25 protein-coding genes are annotated in these 19,957 nt (G+C 76.8%); 11 read left to right on the top strand and 14 right to left on the bottom strand.

Features of this window, described 5'->3' with window-relative positions; translation table 11 throughout:
- Window positions 1-60: 60 nt before the first annotated feature.
- The 3 genes from ACWIZO_RS18560 (at window position 61) to ACWIZO_RS18550 (ending at window position 3,275) form a co-directional block, all read left to right on the top strand.
- The gene (locus ACWIZO_RS18560; RefSeq protein WP_448639125.1) at window positions 61-1,803 is read left to right on the top strand and encodes a SpoIIE family protein phosphatase; all 1,743 of its coding nucleotides are present in this window, start codon (window positions 61-63) and stop codon (window positions 1,801-1,803) included.
- A gap of 81 nt (window positions 1,804-1,884) precedes the next feature.
- The gene (locus ACWIZO_RS18555) at window positions 1,885-2,664 is read left to right on the top strand and encodes a sporulation protein (protein ID WP_448639124.1); all 780 of its coding nucleotides are present in this window, start codon (window positions 1,885-1,887) and stop codon (window positions 2,662-2,664) included.
- 14 nt (window positions 2,665-2,678) lie between these two features.
- The gene (locus ACWIZO_RS18550; RefSeq protein ID WP_448639123.1) at window positions 2,679-3,275 is read left to right on the top strand and encodes an NUDIX hydrolase; all 597 of its coding nucleotides are present in this window, start codon (window positions 2,679-2,681) and stop codon (window positions 3,273-3,275) included.
- 1 nt (window position 3,276) lies between these two features.
- On the opposite strand, the gene ACWIZO_RS18545 is transcribed toward ACWIZO_RS18550, so the two are convergent.
- From ACWIZO_RS18545 to ACWIZO_RS18525, 5 genes are all read right to left on the bottom strand, one after another.
- The gene (locus ACWIZO_RS18545) at window positions 3,277-3,657 is read right to left on the bottom strand and encodes a DUF4267 domain-containing protein (protein WP_448639122.1); all 381 of its coding nucleotides are present in this window, start codon (window positions 3,655-3,657) and stop codon (window positions 3,277-3,279) included.
- On the bottom strand, window positions 3,654-4,223 hold the full coding sequence (locus ACWIZO_RS18540; protein WP_448639121.1) for a hypothetical protein: 570 nt from the start codon (window positions 4,221-4,223) through the stop codon (window positions 3,654-3,656). The genes ACWIZO_RS18545 and ACWIZO_RS18540 overlap by 4 nt, the downstream gene beginning before the upstream one ends.
- Window positions 4,220-4,852 (bottom strand): class I SAM-dependent methyltransferase, encoded by a 633-nt coding sequence (locus tag ACWIZO_RS18535; protein ID WP_448639120.1) that lies wholly within the window; start codon window positions 4,850-4,852, stop codon window positions 4,220-4,222. Before ACWIZO_RS18535 ends, ACWIZO_RS18540 begins: the two co-directional genes overlap by 4 nt.
- 32 nt (window positions 4,853-4,884) lie before the next feature.
- Window positions 4,885-5,775, bottom strand: coding sequence for an alpha/beta fold hydrolase (locus tag ACWIZO_RS18530; protein WP_448639119.1), 891 nt, complete (start codon window positions 5,773-5,775; stop codon window positions 4,885-4,887).
- An 84-nt stretch (window positions 5,776-5,859) separates the two neighbouring features.
- Window positions 5,860-6,273, bottom strand: a complete 414-nt coding sequence (locus ACWIZO_RS18525; RefSeq protein ID WP_448639118.1) for a PPOX class F420-dependent oxidoreductase — start codon at window positions 6,271-6,273, stop codon at window positions 5,860-5,862.
- A gap of 83 nt (window positions 6,274-6,356) precedes the next feature.
- On the opposite strand from ACWIZO_RS18525, the gene ACWIZO_RS18520 reads away from it, so the two are divergent.
- A complete protein-coding gene (locus ACWIZO_RS18520; protein ID WP_448639117.1) occupies window positions 6,357-7,022 on the top strand; it encodes an endonuclease V in 666 nt (221 codons plus the stop codon).
- On the opposite strand, the gene ACWIZO_RS18515 is transcribed toward ACWIZO_RS18520, so the two are convergent.
- Together ACWIZO_RS18515 and ACWIZO_RS18510 are read right to left on the bottom strand one after the other, a co-directional pair.
- Entirely contained in the window at window positions 7,003-7,872 is an 870-nt protein-coding gene (locus ACWIZO_RS18515) for an NAD(P)-dependent oxidoreductase (RefSeq protein WP_448639116.1), read from the bottom strand. The genes ACWIZO_RS18520 and ACWIZO_RS18515 overlap by 20 nt on opposite strands.
- A gap of 145 nt (window positions 7,873-8,017) precedes the next feature.
- On the bottom strand, window positions 8,018-9,580 hold the full coding sequence (locus tag ACWIZO_RS18510; protein ID WP_448639115.1) for an MFS transporter: 1,563 nt from the start codon (window positions 9,578-9,580) through the stop codon (window positions 8,018-8,020).
- A 104-nt stretch (window positions 9,581-9,684) separates the two neighbouring features.
- On the opposite strand from ACWIZO_RS18510, the gene ACWIZO_RS18505 reads away from it, so the two are divergent.
- The 5 genes from ACWIZO_RS18505 to ACWIZO_RS18485 are packed head-to-tail and all read left to right on the top strand — an operon-like array spanning window position 9,685 to window position 13,329.
- Complete coding sequence (locus tag ACWIZO_RS18505; protein WP_448639114.1) at window positions 9,685-9,969, top strand: hypothetical protein; 285 nt, start codon at window positions 9,685-9,687, stop codon at window positions 9,967-9,969.
- Window positions 9,970-10,022: 53 nt separating this feature from the next.
- Window positions 10,023-10,964, top strand: a complete 942-nt coding sequence (locus ACWIZO_RS18500) for a helix-turn-helix domain-containing protein (RefSeq protein WP_448639113.1) — start codon at window positions 10,023-10,025, stop codon at window positions 10,962-10,964.
- Entirely contained in the window at window positions 10,961-11,509 is a 549-nt protein-coding gene (locus ACWIZO_RS18495; protein ID WP_448639112.1) for a dihydrofolate reductase family protein, read from the top strand. The genes ACWIZO_RS18500 and ACWIZO_RS18495 overlap by 4 nt, the downstream gene beginning before the upstream one ends.
- 36 nt (window positions 11,510-11,545) lie before the next feature.
- Window positions 11,546-12,643, top strand: coding sequence for a thiamine pyrophosphate-binding protein (locus tag ACWIZO_RS18490; RefSeq protein ID WP_448639111.1), 1,098 nt, complete (start codon window positions 11,546-11,548; stop codon window positions 12,641-12,643).
- Window positions 12,640-13,329 carry a thiamine pyrophosphate-dependent enzyme gene (locus ACWIZO_RS18485; RefSeq protein ID WP_448639110.1) on the top strand — a complete coding sequence of 230 codons (690 nt, stop codon included), beginning with the start codon at window positions 12,640-12,642 and terminating at the stop codon, window positions 13,327-13,329. The genes ACWIZO_RS18490 and ACWIZO_RS18485 overlap by 4 nt, the downstream gene beginning before the upstream one ends.
- A 172-nt stretch (window positions 13,330-13,501) precedes the next feature.
- Here ACWIZO_RS18485 and ACWIZO_RS18480 read toward each other — a convergent pair whose 3' ends face one another.
- The 3 genes from ACWIZO_RS18480 to ACWIZO_RS18470 all read right to left on the bottom strand — a co-directional run bounded on the left by ACWIZO_RS18480 (window position 13,502) and on the right by ACWIZO_RS18470 (window position 15,138).
- Window positions 13,502-14,101 (bottom strand): YceI family protein, encoded by a 600-nt coding sequence (locus ACWIZO_RS18480; protein ID WP_448639109.1) that lies wholly within the window; start codon window positions 14,099-14,101, stop codon window positions 13,502-13,504.
- Window positions 14,102-14,331: 230 nt separating this feature from the next.
- Window positions 14,332-14,475, bottom strand: coding sequence for a hypothetical protein (locus ACWIZO_RS18475; protein ID WP_448639108.1), 144 nt, complete (start codon window positions 14,473-14,475; stop codon window positions 14,332-14,334).
- Between the two features lie 6 nt (window positions 14,476-14,481).
- Window positions 14,482-15,138: an acyl-CoA thioesterase gene (locus ACWIZO_RS18470; protein WP_448639107.1), complete on the bottom strand. Its 657-nt coding sequence runs from the start codon at window positions 15,136-15,138 to the stop codon at window positions 14,482-14,484.
- A gap of 149 nt (window positions 15,139-15,287) precedes the next feature.
- Between ACWIZO_RS18470 and ACWIZO_RS18465 the strand changes: the two genes are divergently transcribed.
- Together ACWIZO_RS18465 and ACWIZO_RS18460 are read left to right on the top strand one after the other, a co-directional pair.
- A complete protein-coding gene (locus ACWIZO_RS18465; RefSeq protein WP_448639106.1) occupies window positions 15,288-15,584 on the top strand; it encodes an ArsR/SmtB family transcription factor in 297 nt (98 codons plus the stop codon).
- Window positions 15,581-15,970: a VOC family protein gene (locus ACWIZO_RS18460; RefSeq protein ID WP_448639105.1), complete on the top strand. Its 390-nt coding sequence runs from the start codon at window positions 15,581-15,583 to the stop codon at window positions 15,968-15,970. The genes ACWIZO_RS18465 and ACWIZO_RS18460 overlap by 4 nt, the downstream gene beginning before the upstream one ends.
- Window positions 15,971-16,031: 61 nt before the next feature.
- Here the strand turns inward: ACWIZO_RS18460 and ACWIZO_RS18455 are convergent, their stop codons facing one another.
- The 4 genes from ACWIZO_RS18455 to ACWIZO_RS18440 all read right to left on the bottom strand — a co-directional run bounded on the left by ACWIZO_RS18455 (window position 16,032) and on the right by ACWIZO_RS18440 (window position 19,937).
- Complete coding sequence (locus tag ACWIZO_RS18455; protein WP_448639104.1) at window positions 16,032-17,174, bottom strand: thiolase family protein; 1,143 nt, start codon at window positions 17,172-17,174, stop codon at window positions 16,032-16,034.
- Between the two features lie 145 nt (window positions 17,175-17,319).
- Window positions 17,320-18,087: a crotonase/enoyl-CoA hydratase family protein gene (locus ACWIZO_RS18450; RefSeq protein ID WP_448639103.1), complete on the bottom strand. Its 768-nt coding sequence runs from the start codon at window positions 18,085-18,087 to the stop codon at window positions 17,320-17,322.
- 48 nt (window positions 18,088-18,135) lie between these two features.
- Window positions 18,136-19,236 (bottom strand): CaiB/BaiF CoA transferase family protein, encoded by a 1,101-nt coding sequence (locus tag ACWIZO_RS18445; protein ID WP_448639102.1) that lies wholly within the window; start codon window positions 19,234-19,236, stop codon window positions 18,136-18,138.
- On the bottom strand, window positions 19,233-19,937 hold the full coding sequence (locus tag ACWIZO_RS18440) for a dienelactone hydrolase family protein (protein ID WP_448639101.1): 705 nt from the start codon (window positions 19,935-19,937) through the stop codon (window positions 19,233-19,235). Before ACWIZO_RS18440 ends, ACWIZO_RS18445 begins: the two co-directional genes overlap by 4 nt.
- Between the last annotated feature and the right edge of the window lie 20 nt (window positions 19,938-19,957).

The following is a 19,957-nucleotide window of genomic DNA, read 5'->3' as shown; positions in this document are numbered from 1 at the left end:
CCAACTATCTCTCCGGACCTGCGGCGTGTCCGGTCCGGCGCACCTGGGCACGGGACGGAGGTGAGCGAGGTGCCGGTGGCCGACTGGGTGCGCGTCTTCGACGTCGCGCCGGTGCCGCTGGTGCTGCTCACCCCCGGCCTGGTGATCGTGCGGGCCAACCGGGCGCTGCTGCAGAACGCGGCGATGACGCCCGAGGACACCGTCGGCCGGTTCCTGTTCGACGTCTTCCCGATGCCACCCCACGACCCCGCGGCCGACGGGCCGGTCAACCTGCGCACGACGCTCGAGGAGGCCCGCGACACCGGCCGGCCGGTGGTGATGCGGATCCAGAAGTACGACATCCCCCGGCCCGACGGCACCTTCGAGGAGCGGTACTGGAGCCCGGTGCACGTGCCGGTCCTCGACGACGACGGCCGCGTCGCCTTCCTGCTGCACCGGACCGAGGACATCACCGACTACGTGCGCACGCGCGAGCGGGCCGACGCGGGCCGTCGCCGGGTGGCCGACGTGGAGGCCGACCTGCTCTCGCGCACCCGCGAGCTGGAACAGGCCAACGCCGAGCTGCGCGCGCTGGGCGAGCGGCAGCGGCGGACGGCCCGGGCGCTGGCCGGACTCGCCGCGGCGGTGTCCGGGCTGGCGTCGGCCGAGCACCGCGCCGAGCTGGTCGCCCGGCTGGTCGAGGGCGGCCGCGCGGCGTTCCACGCCGACCTGCTGGCCCTCGCCCTGCCCGAGCCGCGCACCGGGGACCTGGTCCTCACCGAGGACGGCACGGCGGTGGGCCGCGGCGTGTCCGCCGGCGGCCAGCACCCCGCGGCAGTGGCCGCCCGCGGCCGGACGGTGCTGGTGGGCGACGCCGGCGCGCAGCCGCCCCCGTCCCCCGGGCTGGCGGCGTGGGTCGCCCTGCCGCTGCGCACCGGAGGCCACCTGCTGGGCTCGCTGACCCTCGGCTGGGCCACGCCGCAGGTGTTCGGCGAGGGGGACGTCGGGGTCCTCGAGGCGTTCGCCGCGCAGGCTGCGCAGGCCCTGGACCGGGTCACCCGCCTCGAGGAGGAGCGCCGCCGCGCCTCGGCCACCCGCAGCCTCGCCGAGACGCTGCAGCGCTCGCTGCTCACCGACCCGCCCCGCCCGCCCGGCCTGGACATCGCCGTCCGGTACCGGCCCGCGGCGCAGGAGGCCCAGGTCGGCGGCGACTGGTACGACGCCTTCGCCTCCGCCGGCGGGACGACGACGCTGGTGGTCGGCGACGTCACCGGCCACGACCGGATGGCCGCCGCGGTGATGGGCCAGCTGCGCAACATGCTGCGCGGCATCGCGCACGCCGTGCCGGGCCCGCCGTCGCAGGTGCTCGGCGTCCTCGACGGCGCGCTGGCCGCGCTCGGGATGGGCACCCTGGTCACCGCCGTCCTCGCCCGCGTCGGCCCGGCCCCGGAGGGCGCCGCCGGCCCGCGGACGCTCACCTGGTCCAGCGCCGGGCACCTGCCCCCGCTGGTGGTGCCGCCCGCCGGCGCGCCCCGGCTGCTCGACCGCCGCCCCGACCTGCTGCTCGGGGTGGACCCCGTGAGGGCGCGGCGCGACGGCGTGGAGACGCTGCCGCCCGGGACGACCGTCGTCCTGTACACCGACGGCCTCGTCGAGCGCCGCGACGCCGACCTCGACGCGGGCGTCGACCGGCTGCTCGCGGCGGCCGGCGACCTCGCGGAGCTGCCGGTGGAGGAGGTCTGCGACGCCCTGCTCGCCCGGCTCGCCCCGCAGCGGGCCGACGACGTCGCGCTGCTCGTCCTGCGGGTGCTGCCCGGCTCGTGACCGGCGCGGGAACCCCTCGTCAGGTCCCGGACGTGCTGTCAGAGTGCCCGCCGTCCCCGATCCGAACGGAGCACTCCCCCCATGGCCTTCCGCAACCTGATGGCGAAGCTCGGCGCCGGCAACGCGAGCGTCGACACCGTCCTCGACTCCCCCGTGACCACGCCCGGCGGCACGGTCACCGGCACCGTGCACCTCACCGGCGGCGCGGTCGCCCAGGACATCGCCGAGTGCCGGGTGTCGCTGCAGGCGCGCGTCGAGGTCGAGAGCGGTGACTCCGAGTGGAAGGAGGACGTCGTCTTCGGCACCGCCGTGGTGGCCGGCGCCGGCCGGATCGAGCCGGGCGTCCGGGCGGCCGTGCCGTTCCGCCTGCCCGTGCCGTGGCAGTGCCCGTTCACCGCCGTCGACGGGTGGACGCTGCGTGGGGTCGCCATCGGCCTGCGGACACGGGTCGACATCCCCGGCGGGAGCGACCCCGGCGACCTCGACGCGGTGACCGTCGAGCCGCTGCCGGTGCAGCGCACGGTTGTCCAGGCCCTCACCGGTCTGGGCTTCGCCTTCCGCGGCGCCGACGTCGAGAAGGGCCGGCTGGCCGGCAGCGAGCTGCCGTTCCACCAGGAGGTCGAGTTCGCGCCGCCGTCGTCTCTGCGCGGGCGGGTCCACGAGCTCGAGGTGACCTTCCTGGCCTCCCCGCACGGCGTGGAGGTCGTGCTGGAGGTCGACCGGCGCGGCGGGCTGTTCACCGAGGGGCGCGACGTCGGCGGCCGGCTGCAGCTGTCCCACGCCGACACCGACGTGTCGGCGGTGGCCGCGCAGCTCGACGCCGCGGTCCGCGCGCTCGGCGCGCGCCGCGGCTGGCTCTGACCGACGATGACCGGGTGCTGACCCGGGAGACGGTGGTCGCGCGGCTGCGGGACCTCCCGCGGCGCGCGGCCGACCGGCCCGAGCTCAAGGCGGCCGCCGTCGCCGTCTGCATCACCTGCACCGACGGCGTCACGGCGCTGCTGGTCACCCGCCGGGCGGCCGGGCTGCGGGCGCACGCCGGCCAGTGGGCGCTGCCGGGCGGCCGGCTCGATCCGGGCGAGACGCCGGTGCAGGCGGCGCTGCGCGAGCTGGAGGAGGAGGTCGGCCTGGTGCGCGGGCCCGACGACGTCCTGGGCCTGCTCGACGACTACGTGACCCGCTCCGGCTACGTGATGACCCCGGTGGTCGTCTGGGCCGGCGCCACCGGGGAGCTGGCGCCGGCCGAGGCGGAGGTGGCCGCGGCCTACCAGGTGCCGGTGGCCGACCTCGACGTCGACCCGGTGCTGGTGTCCATCCCGGAGTCCGACGCCCCGGTCATCCGGCTGCCGCTGCTCGGCGGCTGGGTGCACGCCCCCACCGCGGCGGTGGTGTACCAGTTCTGCCAGGTGGTCTGCCGCGGGCTGCACACCCGCGTGGCCCACCTCGAGCAGCCGGTCTTCGCCTGGCGGTAGCTCAGCGGCGGTGCCAGCGGGCGGCGCCGTAGGAGGCCAGCGCGAGCACGATCCCGGACAGGACGGCGCTGCGCCGGGCCACGTCGCCCTCGGCGCGGGAGGTCCACACCGCGGCTGCGTCCAGCGCGGTGAGCAGCAGCGTCACCTCGGTGGTGCGCCGGGCCTGCGGGGCCGGCGTTGCGAGGAGGGCGGCGCCCATGGCGATGTTGCGGGCCGCGCCGAGCCGCACCAGCAGCGGCAGCGCGACGTCGCCGCGGGCGGCGTCGGGCCGCACCCCCAGCGCGCCGGCGATCCACCGCGGCGCGAACAGTGCTGCCGTACCGATCCAGATCGACAGCGACCCGACCGTCTTGCGGGTCCCGTCCCACTCGCTGCTGCTCACGCCCGGCCCTTGCCCGCGGACTCCCTGGTCGAACCGGCGGTGAGCACGAGCACCAGCGCCAGGAACGGCAGCGTCACCCAGCTGGCCACGGCGTCGCTCACCGTGGCGACGGTGAACGCCGCCGCCGACGGGGCGTCGAGCGGGCCGAGCACGCCGTCGGCCCCCAGGGCGGCGATCGACGGCGGCAGGGTGATCAGCGCCGACACCCCGCCGCCGAGGACGACACCGGCGAGCACCGCCGCCGGGGAGGTGCGCACCGCCCGCAGCGCCGTCGCGAACCCGCGGGCGAAGGCGCCGGCGGTGCGGACCCGGCCGGTGTGCGGCACGTCGGTCAGCGCGCCGGTGAGCCAGACCTGCGCGAGCAGGCCGGTGGCGAAGCCGACGACGTCGACCAGCAGCGCGTCGAGGAGGCTCGGGTCGCGGTACACCAGCAGCTGGCGCGCCACGTCGGGGACGGTGTTGACCAGCGTGATCGCCAGGGACGCCGCGTAGACGCGCAGTGCGTGCCGGCGCAGCAGGGCGAGCGCACCGCGCACGACCCCGCCGGCAGCGGGGGCGGGGCTCACCTGCGGGTGGCGACGGCCTGGACCCACCGGTCACCGGCGGCCCGCCGCAACCGGCCGGTCGGGACGTCGAAGCCGGCGCGGCGCAGCTCGGCGACCAGCTCGTCGGTGCCGAAGCGGTCGGCGGGGTGCCGGGACACCGCGCGCAGCAACGGGGCGTCGACGAAGCGGGCGGTCATCTCGGTGAGCGCCAGCAGCCCGCCCGGCTGCAGGACCCGCGCGGCCTCGGCCACCGCGGCGCGCCAGTCCTCGATGTGGTGCAGTGCGTGGAAGTCGACGACGAGGTCGACGCTGCTGTCGTCCACCGGCAGGGCGGTGGCGTCGCCGACCCGGAAGGTGACCCGGTCGCCGAGGTCGGCGCAGGCCATCCGCGCCCGGCCGACCGACGCCGGGTGCACGTCGAAGGCGGTCACCGACGTCGCGCCGAACAGCTCGACGGCGCACCGCGCGCCCAGCCCACGGCGCCCGGTGCCGATCTCGACGCAGCGGGTGCCGCGCGCGCCCAGCCGTTGCAGCACCCGCCCCTCCACGCGGCGGCCGATCTCGTAGCGGACCCGGCTGTCGACCCAGAGCCGGTTGGCGTTGACGTAGGTGGGCGGCACGGTGCTGGTGCCGCGCTGGTCGGGAGACATGCCGCGCGGCTACCCGATCCCCCGCGCGGCACTCACGGCGCGAGCGCCGCGTAGACCTCGCGCGCGTGGTCGAAGACCAGGAAGTGCCCCTCGCCGGGGTACCAGTGCGCCGAGACCCGCGGCAGCATCGCCGCCAGCACCCGGCCCAGCGCCACCGGCACCTGCCAGTCCTGGGTGCCGTGCCAGACGTGCACGGGCTGGCGCACCTCGCCGACCGGGAAGCCCCACGGCCGGAACAGCAGCGCCCGGTCCTCGGCCAGCACCGCGGTGCCCTGGCGCAGGCCCTCGGTGAAGGTCGTGGCCAGCACCCGGCGGACGGCGGGGCGGCCGATCACCCGGCGGTCGGCGGGGTTGAGCCGCACCTGCAGGTAGCGCGGGATGAGCCCGGGGCGGACGGCGAGCGGCGCGAACACCGGCCGCAGCAGCGCGGTCGCCGCCGGGGCGGGCCGGTGCGTGGCCGCGCGCAGCGGGCCGTGCAGCCAGCCCGGCCACGGCCACGGCACGTCCGGCGGCGGGGCCCCGCCGAGGACGCCGACCGTGTGCACCCGGTCGGGCAGCGCGTGCGCGCACGCCAGCGCGTAGGCCGCGCCGCCGGAGAGGCTCAGGGTGGCGAACCGGTCGACGCCCAGGGAGTCGAGCAGCTGGACGACGTCGGCGGGCCAGTCGGTCACCGCCCGGCCCGGCTGCGGGTCGGAGCGGCCGAAGCCGGGCCGGTCGGGGACGATCAGCCGCACCCCCCAGCGCCGGTAGGCGCCGGGGTCGTCGACGTGGCGCTCCAGCCGGGAGCTCGGCGACCCGTGGCAGCCCAGCACCGGCCGGCCGTCGGGGTCGCCCCACTCGGCGTAGGCCAGGGTCCGGCCGTCGCGGAGCTGCAGCCGGCCCTCACGGGGCCCGTCGGCGGAGTCGGTGCGCCCCGTGTCCATGCCCCGGGCCTACCCGCGCGCGGCCGGATCAGGCGCGGCGGCCGGGCAGGGTCGGGGCCGAGGTGGCTCGTACCGGGGCGGCGGCTAGCCCGAGACGACCTGCCGCTCGGGCTCGATCCAGATGGTGGCCCGCTCGGTCGTGATGTTCTCCGGCGGGTAGGGCCGGCCGTCGTACTTCTGCGACAGCTCGTCGATCTGCGCGCGGGCGTCGGGGCCGGTGGAGGTCTCGGCCACGCGGCCGCGTACCTCGGCGAAGCGGTAGGGGTTGCTCTCGTCGCGGATGGCCAGGGTGACGCGGGCGTCGCGCTGCAGGTTCTCGAACTTGCGCCGCCCGGTCTCGGTGTTGACGTAGAGCCGCTGCCCGTCGGTGCCCACCCAGATGTACTGCGTCTGGATGCGTCCGCTCGGCAGCAGGGTGCTGATCGCCGCGTAGTTGGGGCCCTCCGCGAGCTCGCGGGTGACCGGGTGCAGTTCGGGACCGTCCTGGGAGTTCGCCACGGCCCCCGCGTACCCGCCGCGACGCCGGGCACGCGTTCCCCTCCCGTCCGGGCGGGTCGGGCCCGGAGGGGCAGGGTGGTCCCGTGGGGACCGCTCCGGGCTGGCCGGCCGACGCCGCGGCCCTGCGCGCCGAGCAGGACCGGCTGGCCGCGCGGGAGCCGTCCCCCTGGCACCTGCCCGGCGGCCCGCTGCTCCTCGCCGCGGCCGCGGCCGTCCCGGGGCCGGACGGGCGGCTGGCGGCCGCGGCCGTGCTCGTCCGCGGGGACGACGCCCTCGCCGCCGCCGTCGTGCCCGGGAACGCCGGCGACCCCTACGAGCCGGGGCTGCTGGCGCTGCGGGAGGGGCCGCTGCTGGCCGGGGCGGTCGGCGCGCTCGGCCGCCGACCCGACGTCCTGCTGCTGGCCGCCGCCGGCCGCGACCACCCGCGCCGGGCCGGCCTGGCGCTGCACCTGGGTGCCGCGCTGGACCTGCCGAGCGTCGGGGTCACCGACCGCCCGCTGGCCGCGACGGGCGGGGAGCCCGGGCCGGCCCGCGGCGACACCGCGCCGCTGCTTCTCGACGGCGAGGAGGTCGCGCGGGCGGTCCGCGTGGTGCCCGGCGTCCGGCCGGTGGTGGCCTCGGCCGGGTGGCGCACCGACGCCGCGACGGCGGTCGCCGTCGTCCTGGCGACGACTGCCGCCGTCCGGACGCCGGAGCCGCTGCGGGAGGCCCGCCGCCGGGCCCGCGCCCTCAGTCGCCGGAGCCGGTGAGGCCCTCGAGGACGGCGGCCATGTCGACCGCGGCCGGGTCGCCCACCCGCTCGGCGGCGGCCTCCATCGTCGCCAGGACCGCGGCGGTGAGCCGGTCGGACACGCCGGCGCCCTGCAGCGCCGCGCGGATGAGCCGGGCGTCCTTGGCCGCGCCGCCGAGCGCGAAGCTGGGTGGGTAGTCACCGGCGATCATCAGCCCGCCCTTGACGTGGGCGTAGGGCGAGTCGACCGGGCCGCCCTCGATGGCGTCGAGGAAGCGCTGCGGGTCCAGCCCCAGGCCGCGGGTCAGCGCGATCGCCTGGGCGGTGCCGGTGGTGAGCGCGAACAGCCACGAGTTGCAGGCCATCTTCAGCCGGCTGCCGGCGCCGGCCTCGCCCAGCCACACCGTCTTCGAGCCCAGCGCGTCGAACACCGGCGCCAGCCGGTCGCGGGCCTCCTCGGGTCCGGAGGCCAGCAGGGTCAGCGCCCCCTTCGCAGCCGGCTCCTTGGTGCCGAGGACGGGGCAGTCGACGAGGAGCAGGCCGAGGTCGCGGGCGGCCGCCACGGTGCGGTCGGCGCCCTCCACGCCCACCGTCGAGCACTGCAGCCACGTCGTCCCCGCCGCCGGGGACGCCTGGGTGACGACGTCGACCACCGCGTCGGCGTCGAGCAGCATGGTGAGGACGACGTCGGCGCCGTCGGCCGCCTCGGCCGGTGTCGCGGCGGCCTGCGCACCGGTCCCCGTGAGCGCCTGCGCCTTGGCGGGGTCGCGGTTCCACACCCGCACGGGCAGGCCGGCCCGCCGCAGCGAGGTCACCATCCCCGCGCCCATCGTCCCCGCGCCGAGCACCGCCACCGTCAGTTGCGCCATGCCCCGATCCTGCGCGGTCGGACCGGTCCCCGCAGGTCAGCACCGTGTGCACGTACCGCGGATCGGTGCGCTCCGGGACCGCGGCACGTGCACGTGCCGTGCGCGGCCGCGAGCCCCGGTCCTGCGCCGGACCGGTCCCCGCAGGTCAGCCGTGCCAGGCGTGCCCGTGGCTGTGCACGCCGTCGGGGCCGTGCCGCTCGTCGGGCACCGGGGCGCCGTCCGCGGCCGCCTCCGGCGGCGGCTCCCGGTCCCGGCGCCGCTCGCGCCGCAGGTCGACGACGGCCAGCACCAGCGCCGCCAGGGCGCCGAGCACCGAGACCGACAGGCCCGCCGCGGCGGCCACCGGGTAGTCGTCGCCGGTCGCGGCCAGCACCAGGTAGAAGAGGCCGGGCAGGGCGGCGGTGCCCACCGAGGCGCCGAAGCGCTGGGCGGTCTGCAGGCCGCCGCCGGCCGACCCGGCCATCGCCACCGGCACCTCGCGCAGGGTCATCGTGATGTTGGGCGAGATGACGAACCCGCCGCCGATGCCGCCGAGCAGGAGCGACGGCGCGATCGCCCAGCCGGCCGACGACGGCGGCACCAGCAGCAGCACGACGGCGGTCGCGGCGAGCCCGAGGACGACGCCGGTCAGGCCGAGGACGGTCAGCCGCCTGCCGTACCGCTCGACCAGCCGCCCGGCGACGACGGCCGCCGTCGCCGAGCCGAGCGCGAACGGCGTCACGGCCAGGCCCGACTGCAGCGGGGTGTAACCCAGGCCGGTCTGGAAGAACAACGCGAACACCAGCCAGATGCCGCTGAAGCCGACGAAGTAGACGGTGCCCAGCGCCGCGCCGATGCCGTAGCCGCGGGTCCGGGTGACCAGCCGCGGGTCGAACACCGGCTGCCCGTCGCGGGCCACGACCCGCCGCTCCCAGCCGAAGAAGACGCCCAGCAGCACGGCGCCCACGACGAACAGCCACCACAGCTGCGACAGTCCGCCGGACTCCGCCTGCACGAGCGGGTACAGCACCGCCAGCGCGCCGGCGCCGAGCAGCAGGACCCCGACGACGTCGATCCGCCCACGGCCGCCGGAGCCGCCGCGGGGCAGCAGCCGCAGCGCGAGCAGGAACGCGACGACGCCGATGGGCACGTTGACGTAGAACAGCCAGCGCCAGCCGTCCGGGCCCGACGCCAGGCCGAGGATGGCCCCGCCGGCGACCGGGCCGACGGCGGTGGAGATCCCCACCGTGGCGCCGAAGAGGCCGAACGCGCGCCCGCGCTCGGCGCCCCGGAACAGCTGCTGGATGAGCGCGGAGTTCTGCGGTGCCAGGCACCCGGCGGCCAGCCCCTGCGCGAGGCGGGCGACGATCAGCCAGCCGGCCGACGGCGCCGCGCCCGCCGCCGCGCTGCAGAGGACGAACCCGGCCAGGCCGATGAGGAACAGCCGCCGCCGGCCGAAGGCGTCGCCGAGCCGGCCGGCGGGCACCAGCATCAGGCCGAAGGTGAGCGCGTACCCGGACACGACCCACTGCACGGTCGACGGCGCCGCGCCGAGGTCGGACTGCAGCGAGGGCAGGGCCACCGACACGATGCTGACGTCGAGCAGGGTCATGAAGCCGACGACGAGCGTGACCGACAGCGCCTGCCACCTCTTGGGGTCGGGCCGGAAGGCCTCCGGCTCTCCGGTCGCGGTCCGGGGTGCGGCGTCGGCCGCGGCGCGGGGTGGCACGGGGGGTCCTCCGGGGAGCAGACGGGCGAGGCGCGGCGGGCCGTGCGCGCCGGTCTCGGAGGGCGGCCGCCGTCCCCGGCGACCGCCCTCCGGGCTACCCGGTCGTGCGCGACCGACACCCCGCCGCGCGCCCCTCGGTCGAGGACGGCGATCGCCTCCACCTCGACCAGCAGGTCCGGCTCGCCCAGTGCCGCCACCGGCAGCAGGGTCACCGGCGTGGTCAGGTCGCGGCCGGTCCGCGCCGCGGCGCGCGCGTGGTGCAGGGCGTGCCGCCCGCAGGGGTCCTGGCGCCGCTGGCCACCGGCACGGCCGTCGCGCTGCTGGTGGCCGCCGGCGACGACCTCGGTCGCTGCCGCCGGTCGGTCCAGCGGGCGTGGGCCGGCGGCTGAGGAGCGCAAGAACGGTCGGGCCGCACGGCCGCCCGGCTCGCCAGACTGGCGCGGTGACCGCTCCCCTCCCCGGCCGCGACCGGCTGCGCGAGCTGCTCGACGCCGTCCTCGACGAGGACAACCGGTCGCTGGCCGACATGGCCGGCGACGCCTTCGCCTCGCCGTTCCACTTCACCCGGCAGGTGTCGGGCGGCGCCGGCGAGGCCCCCGTGGCGCTGCGCCGCCGCGTCGTCCTCGAGCGGGCGGCCTGGCAGCTGCGCCAGGGCGCGAGCGTCACCGAGACGGCCTTCGCCGCCGGCTACGAGTCCGTCGAGGGCTTCAGCCGGGCCTTCGCGCGCGCCTACGGCCGCACCCCCGGCAGCCTCGGGACCGACGACGCCGGCCGGCCGCACACCCGCGACGAGCACTGGCTGCCCGCGCCCAACGGCATCCACTTCCACCCACCGTCGTCGCTGTGGGTCAGCGACGAGCCGGTGCGGCGCGGCGGCGACGAGGTGACCGCGCTGCTGGTGCACCACGGCGTCGAGGACACCCGGGCCCTGCTGGAGCTGGCCAAGGGGCTGCCCGCGGCCGAGTACCGGCGGGTGCGCTCACCCGGCCTGACCGTGCTGTCGTGGGACGGCCCCGAGGAGTCGCTGGCCGCCGTGCTCGACCACCAGGTCTGGACCCTCGAGGTGTGGGTGGCCTCCATCGAGGGCGCCGACACCCCCGCCCACGGCCCCGACGACCCGGCCGCGCTGGTCGACCGGCACGACGCGGTCGCCCCGCGGTGGCTGGCGGCGGTGCGCGGCATCGCCCGGCGCGGCGCCTGGAACGACCGGCTGGTCGACGCGCTGTGCGAGCCGCCGGAGAGCTTCGTGCTCGCCAGCGTCGTCGCGCACGTCCTCACGTTCTCCGCGCACCGCCGCCTGCTGGCGCGGCACTGGATGCGCGAGGCCGGCGTCGCCGTCGACGCCGGCGACCCCATCGAGTGGTACTCCCGGAGGGACCGATGACCCGCACCGTGTACTACACCGCCACCTCGCTCGACGGCTTCGTCGCCGACCGCGACAACTCGCTGTCCTGGCTGCTGTCGCGGGAGAGCGACCAGGAGGGCGCCATGGGCTTCGAGCCCTTCGTCAAGGGCATCGGGGCGGTGGTCATGGGCGCCACCACCTACCGCTGGGTCCAGGACAACGGCGGGCCCGACGCCTGGGACCGTTCCCGCCCCGCCTGGGTGCTCACCCACCGGCAGCTGACCCCCTTCCCCGACGCCGACATCCGGTTCACCGCCGCCGACACCCGCGAGGAGCTGCTGGCCGTGCACGGCGACCTGGTGGCGGCGGCCGGCGACCTCGACGTCTGGGTCGTCGGCGGTGGGCCGGTGGCCGCGCAGTTCGCCGGGGCCGGCCTGCTGGACGAGGTCGTCGTCTCCATCGCGCCGGTCACCCTCGGCGGCGGGGCGCCGCTGCTGCCGGCGCGGGTGGAGCTGCGCACCCGCGAGGTCGCCCGGAACGGCGAGTTCGCCTGCGTGCGCTACGACGTCGTCCGGCCCGGCTGACGGGTCGTGCCCGCCCGGGCGGGTACCCGCCCGGGCATGGGCGACCGGGTGACGGCGGACCTCGTGGTGGAGCGGCTGCGGGCGTGGGGTGTGCCCCGCGTGTTCGGCTACTCCGGCGACGGCATCAACGCGCTGATGGGCGCGCTGCGCCGGGCCGGGGAGCCGGAGTTCGTGCAGGCCCGCCACGAGGAGGCCGCGGCGTTCATGGCCGTCGGGCACGCCAAGTACACCGGCGGGGTCGGCGTCGTCACCTCCACCCAGGGGCCCGGCGCGGTGCACCTGCTCACCGGGCTGTACGACGCCAAGCTCGACGGCGTCCCGGTGGTGGCGCTCATGGGACAGCAGGAGCGCTCGGTGCTCGGCTCGCAGTACCAGCAGGAGATCGACCTGCAGACCCTGGTCAAGGACGTCGCTGCCCAGTTCGCCGCGACCGTGAGCTCCCCCGAGCAGCTGCCGATGGTGCTCGACCGGGCGTTCCGGGCCGCGCTGGCCACCCGGTCACCCGCCGTCGTCGTCCTGCCGCACGACGTCCAGCAGGCGCCGGCGCCCGAGCCGGGGCAGGAGCACGGCGTCGTCGTCACCGCCCCGACGTGGCGCCCGGCGCGGGTGCTGCCGCACGAGGAGGACCTGCGCGCGGCCGCGGCGGTGCTGTCGTCGGGACGGCGTCCGGCGCTGCTGGTCGGGCAGGGCGCCCGGGACGCCTGGGACGAGGTGGTCGCCGTCGCCGAGCGACTCGGGGCCGGGATCGCCACCAGCCTGCTGGGCAAGCCCTGGGCCGACGAGTCGCACCCGCTGTCGGCGGGGGTCATGGGGCACCTCGGGACGACGGCGAGCGCCACCGTGCTCGGCGGCTGCGACACGCTGCTGCTGGTGGGGACCAAGGACCCGTGGACGGAGTTCTACCCGCCGCCCGGCCAGGCGCGGGCGGTGCAGGTCGACCTCGACGGCCGCCACCTCGGCGACCGCTACCCGGTGGAGGTGGCGCTGCACGGGGACGCCGCCGGGACGCTGCGCGCGCTGCTGCCGCTGCTGTCCCCGCCGGCCGACGGGACCTGGCGGGGGAGGTCGAGGACGCCGTCCGGTCGTGGCACGAGCTGGCCGCCGAGCGCGCGGCGACGCCGGCCGACCCGGTGAACCCCGAACGCGTCGTCGCCGAGCTGACCCCGCGGCTGCCGGCCGACGCACAGGTCGCCGTCGACGTGGGGTCGGTCACCTACTGGTACGCCCGCCAGCTGCGGCTGCCGCGCGCGGTGCCGGCGCACCTGTCGAGCACGCTGGCCTCGATGGGCTGCTCGGTGCCCTACGGGCTGGCGGCCAAGCTGGCCGCGCCGCACCGCCCGGTGGTGGCGCTGTCCGGCGACGGCGCCATGCAGATGCTGGGCAACGCGGAACTGGTGACCGTGGCGCACCGCTGGCGGTCGTGGGCCGACCCGCGGTTCGTCGTCTGCGTGCTGGTCAACCGCGACCTGGCCGAGGTGACCTGGGAGCAGCGGGAGATGGAGGGCGACCCGCGCTTCGACGAGAGCCAGTCACTGCCGGAGTTCCCGTTCGCCGGGTACGCCGAGCTGCTGGGGCTGACCGGGATCCGGGTGACCGAGCCCGGCGAGCTCGGCGGCGCGTGGGACCGCGCGCTGGCGGCCGACCGGCCGGTCGTGCTCGAGGTGCTCACCGACGCCGACGTCCCGCTGCTGCCGCCGTTCCCGGCCGGCGAGGCCAAGCTGCCGTCGTTCACCGCGGCGCTGGAGCAGGAGGGTCCCGGCGGCGCCGGCGCGCGGCGGCTGCTGGAGACCTACGCCGACCAGGAGCGCCGCCGCTCCTGACCGCTCACCACCGCCCCACCTCGTCGCGCGCCGGGGACGCCGACACGTCGACGCGGCGACAGGTCGACACGGAGACACCTCGGCTCGGGGACACGGCGACACGGGGACATGTCGGCACGGGGACACGGCGAGGTGGGGACACGGCGACACGGGACGAGGCCGGCCCGGCCGGTCAGGCGCTGCGGATCACCGAGACGTCGAACTCGACCTGGATGCGGTCGCTGACCAGCACGCCGCCGGTGTCGAGCGGGGTGTTCCAGGTCAGGCCCCAGTCGCTGCGCTTGATCGCCAGCGCTCCCTCGAAGCCGACGCGGGTGTTGCCGAAGGGGTCCTTCGCCGAGCCGGTGAGGGTGAACTCCACCGTCACCGGCCGCGTCATGTCGCGGATGGTGAGGTCGCCGGACACCTCGTAGGTGTCGTCCTCGACCTGCTCGACGCCGGTGGAGCGGAACACGATCTCGGGGTAGCGCTCGACGTCGAGGAAGTCCGGCGAGCGCAGGTGCGCGTCGCGGTCGGCCTGACCGGTGTCGATGCTCGCCGTCCGGATGCGGATGGTGACCCGGCTGGCCTCGGGGCGCAGCACGTCCAGGTGCGCCTCGCCGGCGAAGTCGGTGAACGCGCCGCGCACCGTCGTCACCATGGCGTGCCGCGCCCGGATGCCGATCCGGGTGTGCGCCACGTCGATGGTGTAGTCGCCGGTGACGTCGACCAGCGCGGTCGTCGCCGCGTCGAAGTCCGTGGGACCGCCCTCAGGCGCCCGGTGCTTGGCCACGTGTCCGTCCTCCCCCTCGCCGGTCCCCCATCCTGGTCGATCCTCCGGCCGGGGCTCCGCCCGGGTTCCCCGGTTCCCGCCGGGACACCCGACGGGCCCGACCGGCCGCCCGGAGCACGCCCTGGCGGCGCCTCCTCCCCTCCGGCGGCGTGACGGAGAGTCCTGGCGTGCAGGCGCACCTGTGAGCGTGGCCACACTCTAGGGGAGGGCGCGCACGCCGCACCGGCCGGTCAGCGCCCGGGGCGGAAGGGGTTGAGGCCGGGCCGGAACAGCGTCTCCTGGGTGAGGCTCGCGGCCAGGACGCCGTCGCGGGTGGTGAGGGACCCGGTGTACCAGCCGCGCCCGCCCGAGACCGTGGCCGGCACGAGGTCCACGAGCACTCACTCGTCGAGCCGGGCGGGGCGGTGGAACCACAGCGCGTGGTCCAGCGTCGGCCCCGGGGCCGCCTCGTCCTGCGGCAGCGCCGACAGTCCGGTGCCGATGTCGGAGAGGTAGGTCAGCGCGCAGGCGTGCAGCAGCGGGTCGTCGGGCAGCGGCACCGTCGTCCGCGCCCAGAACCGGGTCGGCATCGCGGCCGTCGCGTACGGCTGGGCCGGTCGGCGGCTCTCCACGGAGAACAGCCGCGGCAGCGTCAGCGGCGGGCAGTCCTCCGGCGCCTGCGCCGCGGGTGCGCCGGCCACCTGGACGTCGGGCCCGGCGCCGGGCGCCTGGAAGGACGCCGACATCGACAGCACCACCTCCCCGCCCTGCACCGCCACCACCCGGCGGGCGGAGAAGGAGCCGCCGTCGCGGTCGCGGTCGACGTGGAAGACGGTGGGCCGGGCGGCGTCCCCGCTGCGCAGGAAGTAGCCGTGCAGCGAGTGCGGCAGCCGGTCGGGGGCCACGGTGCGACCGGCGGCCAGCAGCGCCTGCGCGGCGACCTGACCGCCGTAGAGCGGGAGCGGGTCGGTGAACAGCAGGGTGCTGCGGTAGAGGTCGCGGTCGATCTCCTCGAGCGTGAGGACGTCGGTCACCGTCGGCTGCCGCGTGCCGTCCACGGCCGTGTCCCCTGCCGTGTCCCCTGCCGGCGCGCTCACGACCGGCGAACGTAACGGGGCCCGCGACCGCCCCGGCCGGCGGCCCCGGCAGCGGCGGCCGTGCGACACCCCCTTGACAGGCAAGTGATGACTTGCCTATGACTGGGCCCGTGGACGCGGACGCCGACCTGTACCGGGCCATCGGCGACGTGACGCGGCGCACCATCCTCGACGAGCTGACCGAGAGGGACGGTCAGACGCTGTTCGAGATCTGCGGCCGGCTGACGGTGAGGCACGGCCTGGCCTCCTCGCGCCAGGCCGTCTCCCAGCACCTCGCGGTGCTCGAGCAGGCCGGCCTGGTGCACACCCGGCGGCAGGGCCGGTACAAGTTCCACCACCTCGACACGAGCCCGCTGCGCTCGATCGTCGAGCGGTGGCCGATCGACCGAGAGGGACCGAACCCGTGATCCGCATCGCCATGACCAGCGTGTTCGTCGACGACCAGGCCAAGGCGCTCGCCTTCTACACCGAGAAGCTGGGCTTCACCCCGAAGACCGACGTGCCGGCCGGTGAGTACCGCTGGCTCACCGTGGTCTCCCCCGCCGACCCCGACGGCGTCGAGCTCCTGCTGGAGCCCGACGGCCACCCGGCGGCGGGCCCGTTCAAGGAGGCCCTGGTCGCCGACGGCATCCCGTTCACCCAGTTCGCCGTCGACGACGTGTACGCCGAGGTCGAGCGGCTCAAGGGGCTGGGCGTGCAGTTCACCCAGGACGCCACCGACCTGGGGCCGGTGGTCACCGCCGTCCTCGACGACACCTGCGGCAACCTGATCCAGCTCGCCACGCTGAAGTAGCGCACCCGATGCGCGGTCCGGTCCCAGGACTCCCCGTGCGGCGGAGTCCTGGGACCGGCTCTCAGAGCAGCTCGAGGATGGTGGCGTTGGCCTGGCCGCCGCCCTCGCACATCGTCTGCAGCCCGTAGCGGATGCCGTTGTCGCGCATGTGGTGCACGAGCGTGGTCATGATCCGCGCACCCGAGCCGCCCAGCGGGTGGCCCAGCGCGATCGCGCCGCCGTTGGGGTTGAGCGCCTTGGCGTCGGCGCCGAGCTCGGCCAGCCAGGCCAGCGGCACCGGGGCGAAGGCCTCGTTGACCTCGAACGCGCCGATCTCGTCGATCGACAGCCCGGACTTCGCCAGCGCCTTCTGCGTCGCCGGGATCGGCGCGGTCAGCATGATCACCGGGTCGGCGCCGGCGAGCACCGCGGTGTGCACCCGCGCGATGGGCCTCAGGCCCAGCTCGGCGGCCTTCTCGCTGGTGGTCATCAGCAGCCCGGCCGACCCGTCGGAGATCTGCGAGGAGTTGCCGGCGTGGATGACGCCGTCCTCCTTGAACACCGTCTTGAGCGTGCCGAGCTTCTCCACGGTGGACTCGCGGATGCCCTCGTCCTGGCTGACGACCGTGCCGTCGGGCGTGGTCACCGGCGCGATCTGGGCGTCGAAGCGGCCCTCGGCCCGCGCGGCGGCGGCCTTCTCGTGGCTGGCCACGGAGTACTCGTCGCACTGCTGGCGCGACAGCCCCCAGCGCTCGGCGATCATCTCCGCGCCGACGCCCTGGTTGATGTGCACGCCGCCGTAGCGCTGCCGGAACCGGTCGCCGAAGGGGTCGGCGCCGGCCTTGGCGGTGCCCATCGGCACCCTCGACATCGACTCCACACCGCCGGCCACGACGACGTCGTACTGCCCCGACACCAGCCCGGCCGCCGCGAAGTGCACCGACTGCTGCGACGACCCGCACTGCCGGTCGACGGTCACCCCGGTCACCGCCTCCGGCCACCCGGCCGCCAGCACGGCCGTCCGGGCGATGTCGAAGGTCTGCTCGCCCACCTGGGACACGCAGCCCCAGACCACGTCGTCGACCTCAGCCGGGTCCAGCCCCACCCGCTCCGCCAGCGAGGTCAGCACGTGCGCCGACAGGTCGACCGGGTGCACCCCCGACAGCCCGCCGTTGCGCTTGCCCACCGGCGTGCGCACCGCCTCCACGATCACCGCGTCCCGCACGTCCCGCTCCTCACGCTCGACTGTGGCGCCCAGCACACCGGGGCCCGTCCGCACACTAACCCGCCGGTCGCGACGGCCGGGGGGACCGGTCGGGGCGCCGTGGCGCCGGCCCCTCGACCGGGTCGGTCCCGGGGGGTGGTGCGGGTCAGCGGCCCCGCCACACCGGCGGGCGGCGCTCGGCGAAGGCGGTGGCGCCCTCGCGGGCGTCCTCGGAGGAGAAGACCGGGTCGATCAGCTCCTGCTGCCGCGACCAGCCCTCCTCGGCGGTCCAGTCGGCGGTGTTCCGGGCGATCTGCTTGGTCGCCGCGACCGCCAGCGGGCCGTTCGCGGCGATCACCCCGGCCAGCTCGACGGCGGCGTCGAGCGCCCCGCCCTCGTCGACCACCCGGTTGACCAGGCCGACCGCGGCGGCGCGCTCGGCGTCCATCGGCTGGCCGGTCAGCAGCATCTCCATCGCGACCGCCTGTGGGATCCGGCGCGGCAGGAACAGCGCGGCGCCGGCCGCGGCCACCAGCGAGCGGGTCACCTCGGGCACCCCGAAGCGGGCCGAGCGCCCGGCGACGACGAGGTCGCAGGCCAGCACCAGCTCGAACCCGCCGGCCAGCGCCCAGCCCTCGACCGCGGCCAGCAGCGGCTTGCGCGGCGGGGTCTGGGTGATCCCGCACAGCCCGCGGCCCTCGACCGAGGGCCGCTCGCCGCGCAGGAACGCCTTGAGGTCCATGCCGGCGGAGAAGGTGCCGCCCGCCCCGGTGAGCACGCCGGCGCGCAGCTCGCCTTCGGCGTCGAGCTCGTCGACGGCGTCAGCCACCCCCCGGGCCACCGCCGCGTCGAGGGCGTTCTTCGCCTGCGGCCGGTTGATGGTGATCACCTGGACGGCGCCCCGCCGCTCCACCAGCACGCTGTCGTCGGACACGGATGCCTCCTCCTCCGCGGCGGCGCCGCGGTGCCTGTGCGTCCCCGGTCAGCGGGGGCGCGACCACTCCTCCAGCACCGCCGTCGCGTCGGCCGGGCCGGGCGGGACGGACGCGGGCGGGCCGACCGGCGTCCGCGAGAACCGGGGTGCCGGCGCGGCCTGCAGCACGCCGTCGACGTCCACGAGCGTGCCGCGGGCGGCCAGGTGCGGGTGCGCCGCGGCCTCCGCCGGCTCGAGCACCGGGGTCACGCAGGCGTCGCTGCCGTCGAACACCGCCTCCCAGTGCTCCCGCGGCCGCGCGGCGAACGCCGCCGTGAAGGCCTCGCGCAGGCGCGGCCAGCCGGCCCGGTCGTGCTGGGCGGGCAGGCCGGCGTCGGGAAGCCCGAGGCCCTCCAGCAGCGCGGCGTAGAACTGCGGCTCCAGCGCCCCGACCGCGACGAAGCGGCCGTCGGCGCAGCGGTAGACGTCGTAGAAGGGGGCGCCGCCGTCGAGCAGGTTGGTGCCCGGGTGGTCCGACCACAGCCCCTGGCCACGCAGCGACCACATCAGCTGGGAGATCAGCGCCACGCCGTCGACCATCGCGGCGTCCACCACCTGCCCGCGGCCCGACCGCGACCGCTCGTGCAGCGCCGCGAGGACGCCGACGAGCACGAGCATCGAGCCGCCGCCGTAGTCGGCGACGAGGTTCATCGGGAAGCGCGGCGCCTCACCGGGGCGCCCCAGGGCGGCCAGCGTGCCGGTCAGGCCCAGGTAGTTGACGTCGTGGCCGACGCGGTCGGCCCACGGGCCGTCCTGCCCCCACCCGGTCATCCGCGCGTAGACGAGGCCGGGGTTGCGGGACAGGCACTCCTCGGGACCGAGGCCCAGCCGCTCGGCCACACCGGGGCGGAAGACGTCGACCAGCACGTCGGCCCGCTCGACCAGGCCCAGGACGAGGTCGCGCCCCCCGGGCGTCTTGACGTCGGCGGCCACGGAGCGCCGCCCGCGCATCACCGCGTCCGGGCCGCCCGCGCCCACGCTCAGCCCCCCGGAGGGCCGCTCCACGCGGACGACGTCGGCGCCGAGGTCGGCCAGCACCATCGCCGCGTGCGGTCCGGGGCCGATGCCGCCGAGCTCGACCACCCGCAGCCCGTCCAGCGGGCCGCTCACGCCGTGCTCCGCAGGTGCCGGTCGAAGAAGCGCAGGATCCGCCCCCAGGCGTCCTCGGCCGAGGGTTCGTGGAAGGACAGACCGGCGAGCCGCTCGAGCGGGGAGAACGGCCCCGCGCTGTGCCGGTTGAGGAAGGAGTGCCCGGCGTCCGAGTACTCCCGCACGTCGTGGTCCACGCCCAGGGAGGTCAGGGCGGCCTCCAGCCGGTCGGCCGCTCCCTTCAGCGCGACGTCGCGGCGGCCGTAGCTGGCCACCACCGGGCAGGCGCCGCGCAGCACCTCCTCCAGGTCCGCGGGCAGCGGGCCGTAGTTGGGCGCCGAGACGTCGAAGCCGCGGGTGGCGCCGTACAGCGCGAACTTCCCGCCCATGCAGAAGCCGAGCACCCCGACCCGGCCGGTGCAGTCGGCGCGCCCGGCGAGCAGGCGCCGGGCCGCCTCCAGGTCGCCGAAGGCCGGGCCCTCCCCGCGGGAGAGGGCCCGGAACGTCGTGCGCAGGCAGCGCCCCGCCCCGCCGGCGCTGAACAGGTCCGGGGCGAGCGCGAGGTAGCCGGCGGCGGCCAGCCGGTCGGCGTGCTGGCGGACGTCGTCGGTCAGGCCGAAGACCTCGTGGACGACGACCACGCCGGGCCAGGGCCCCTCCCCCACGGGCGGGACGGCGAGGTGGGCCCGGAGCTCGGGCGCGCTAGCGCCGCCGGGGATCACGGTGCTGGGCAGGGGGACCT

The sequence above is a fragment of the Geodermatophilus sp. URMC 63 genome (genome assembly GCF_053502565.1).
This window is presented reverse-complemented; position numbering and strand designations above follow the sequence as displayed.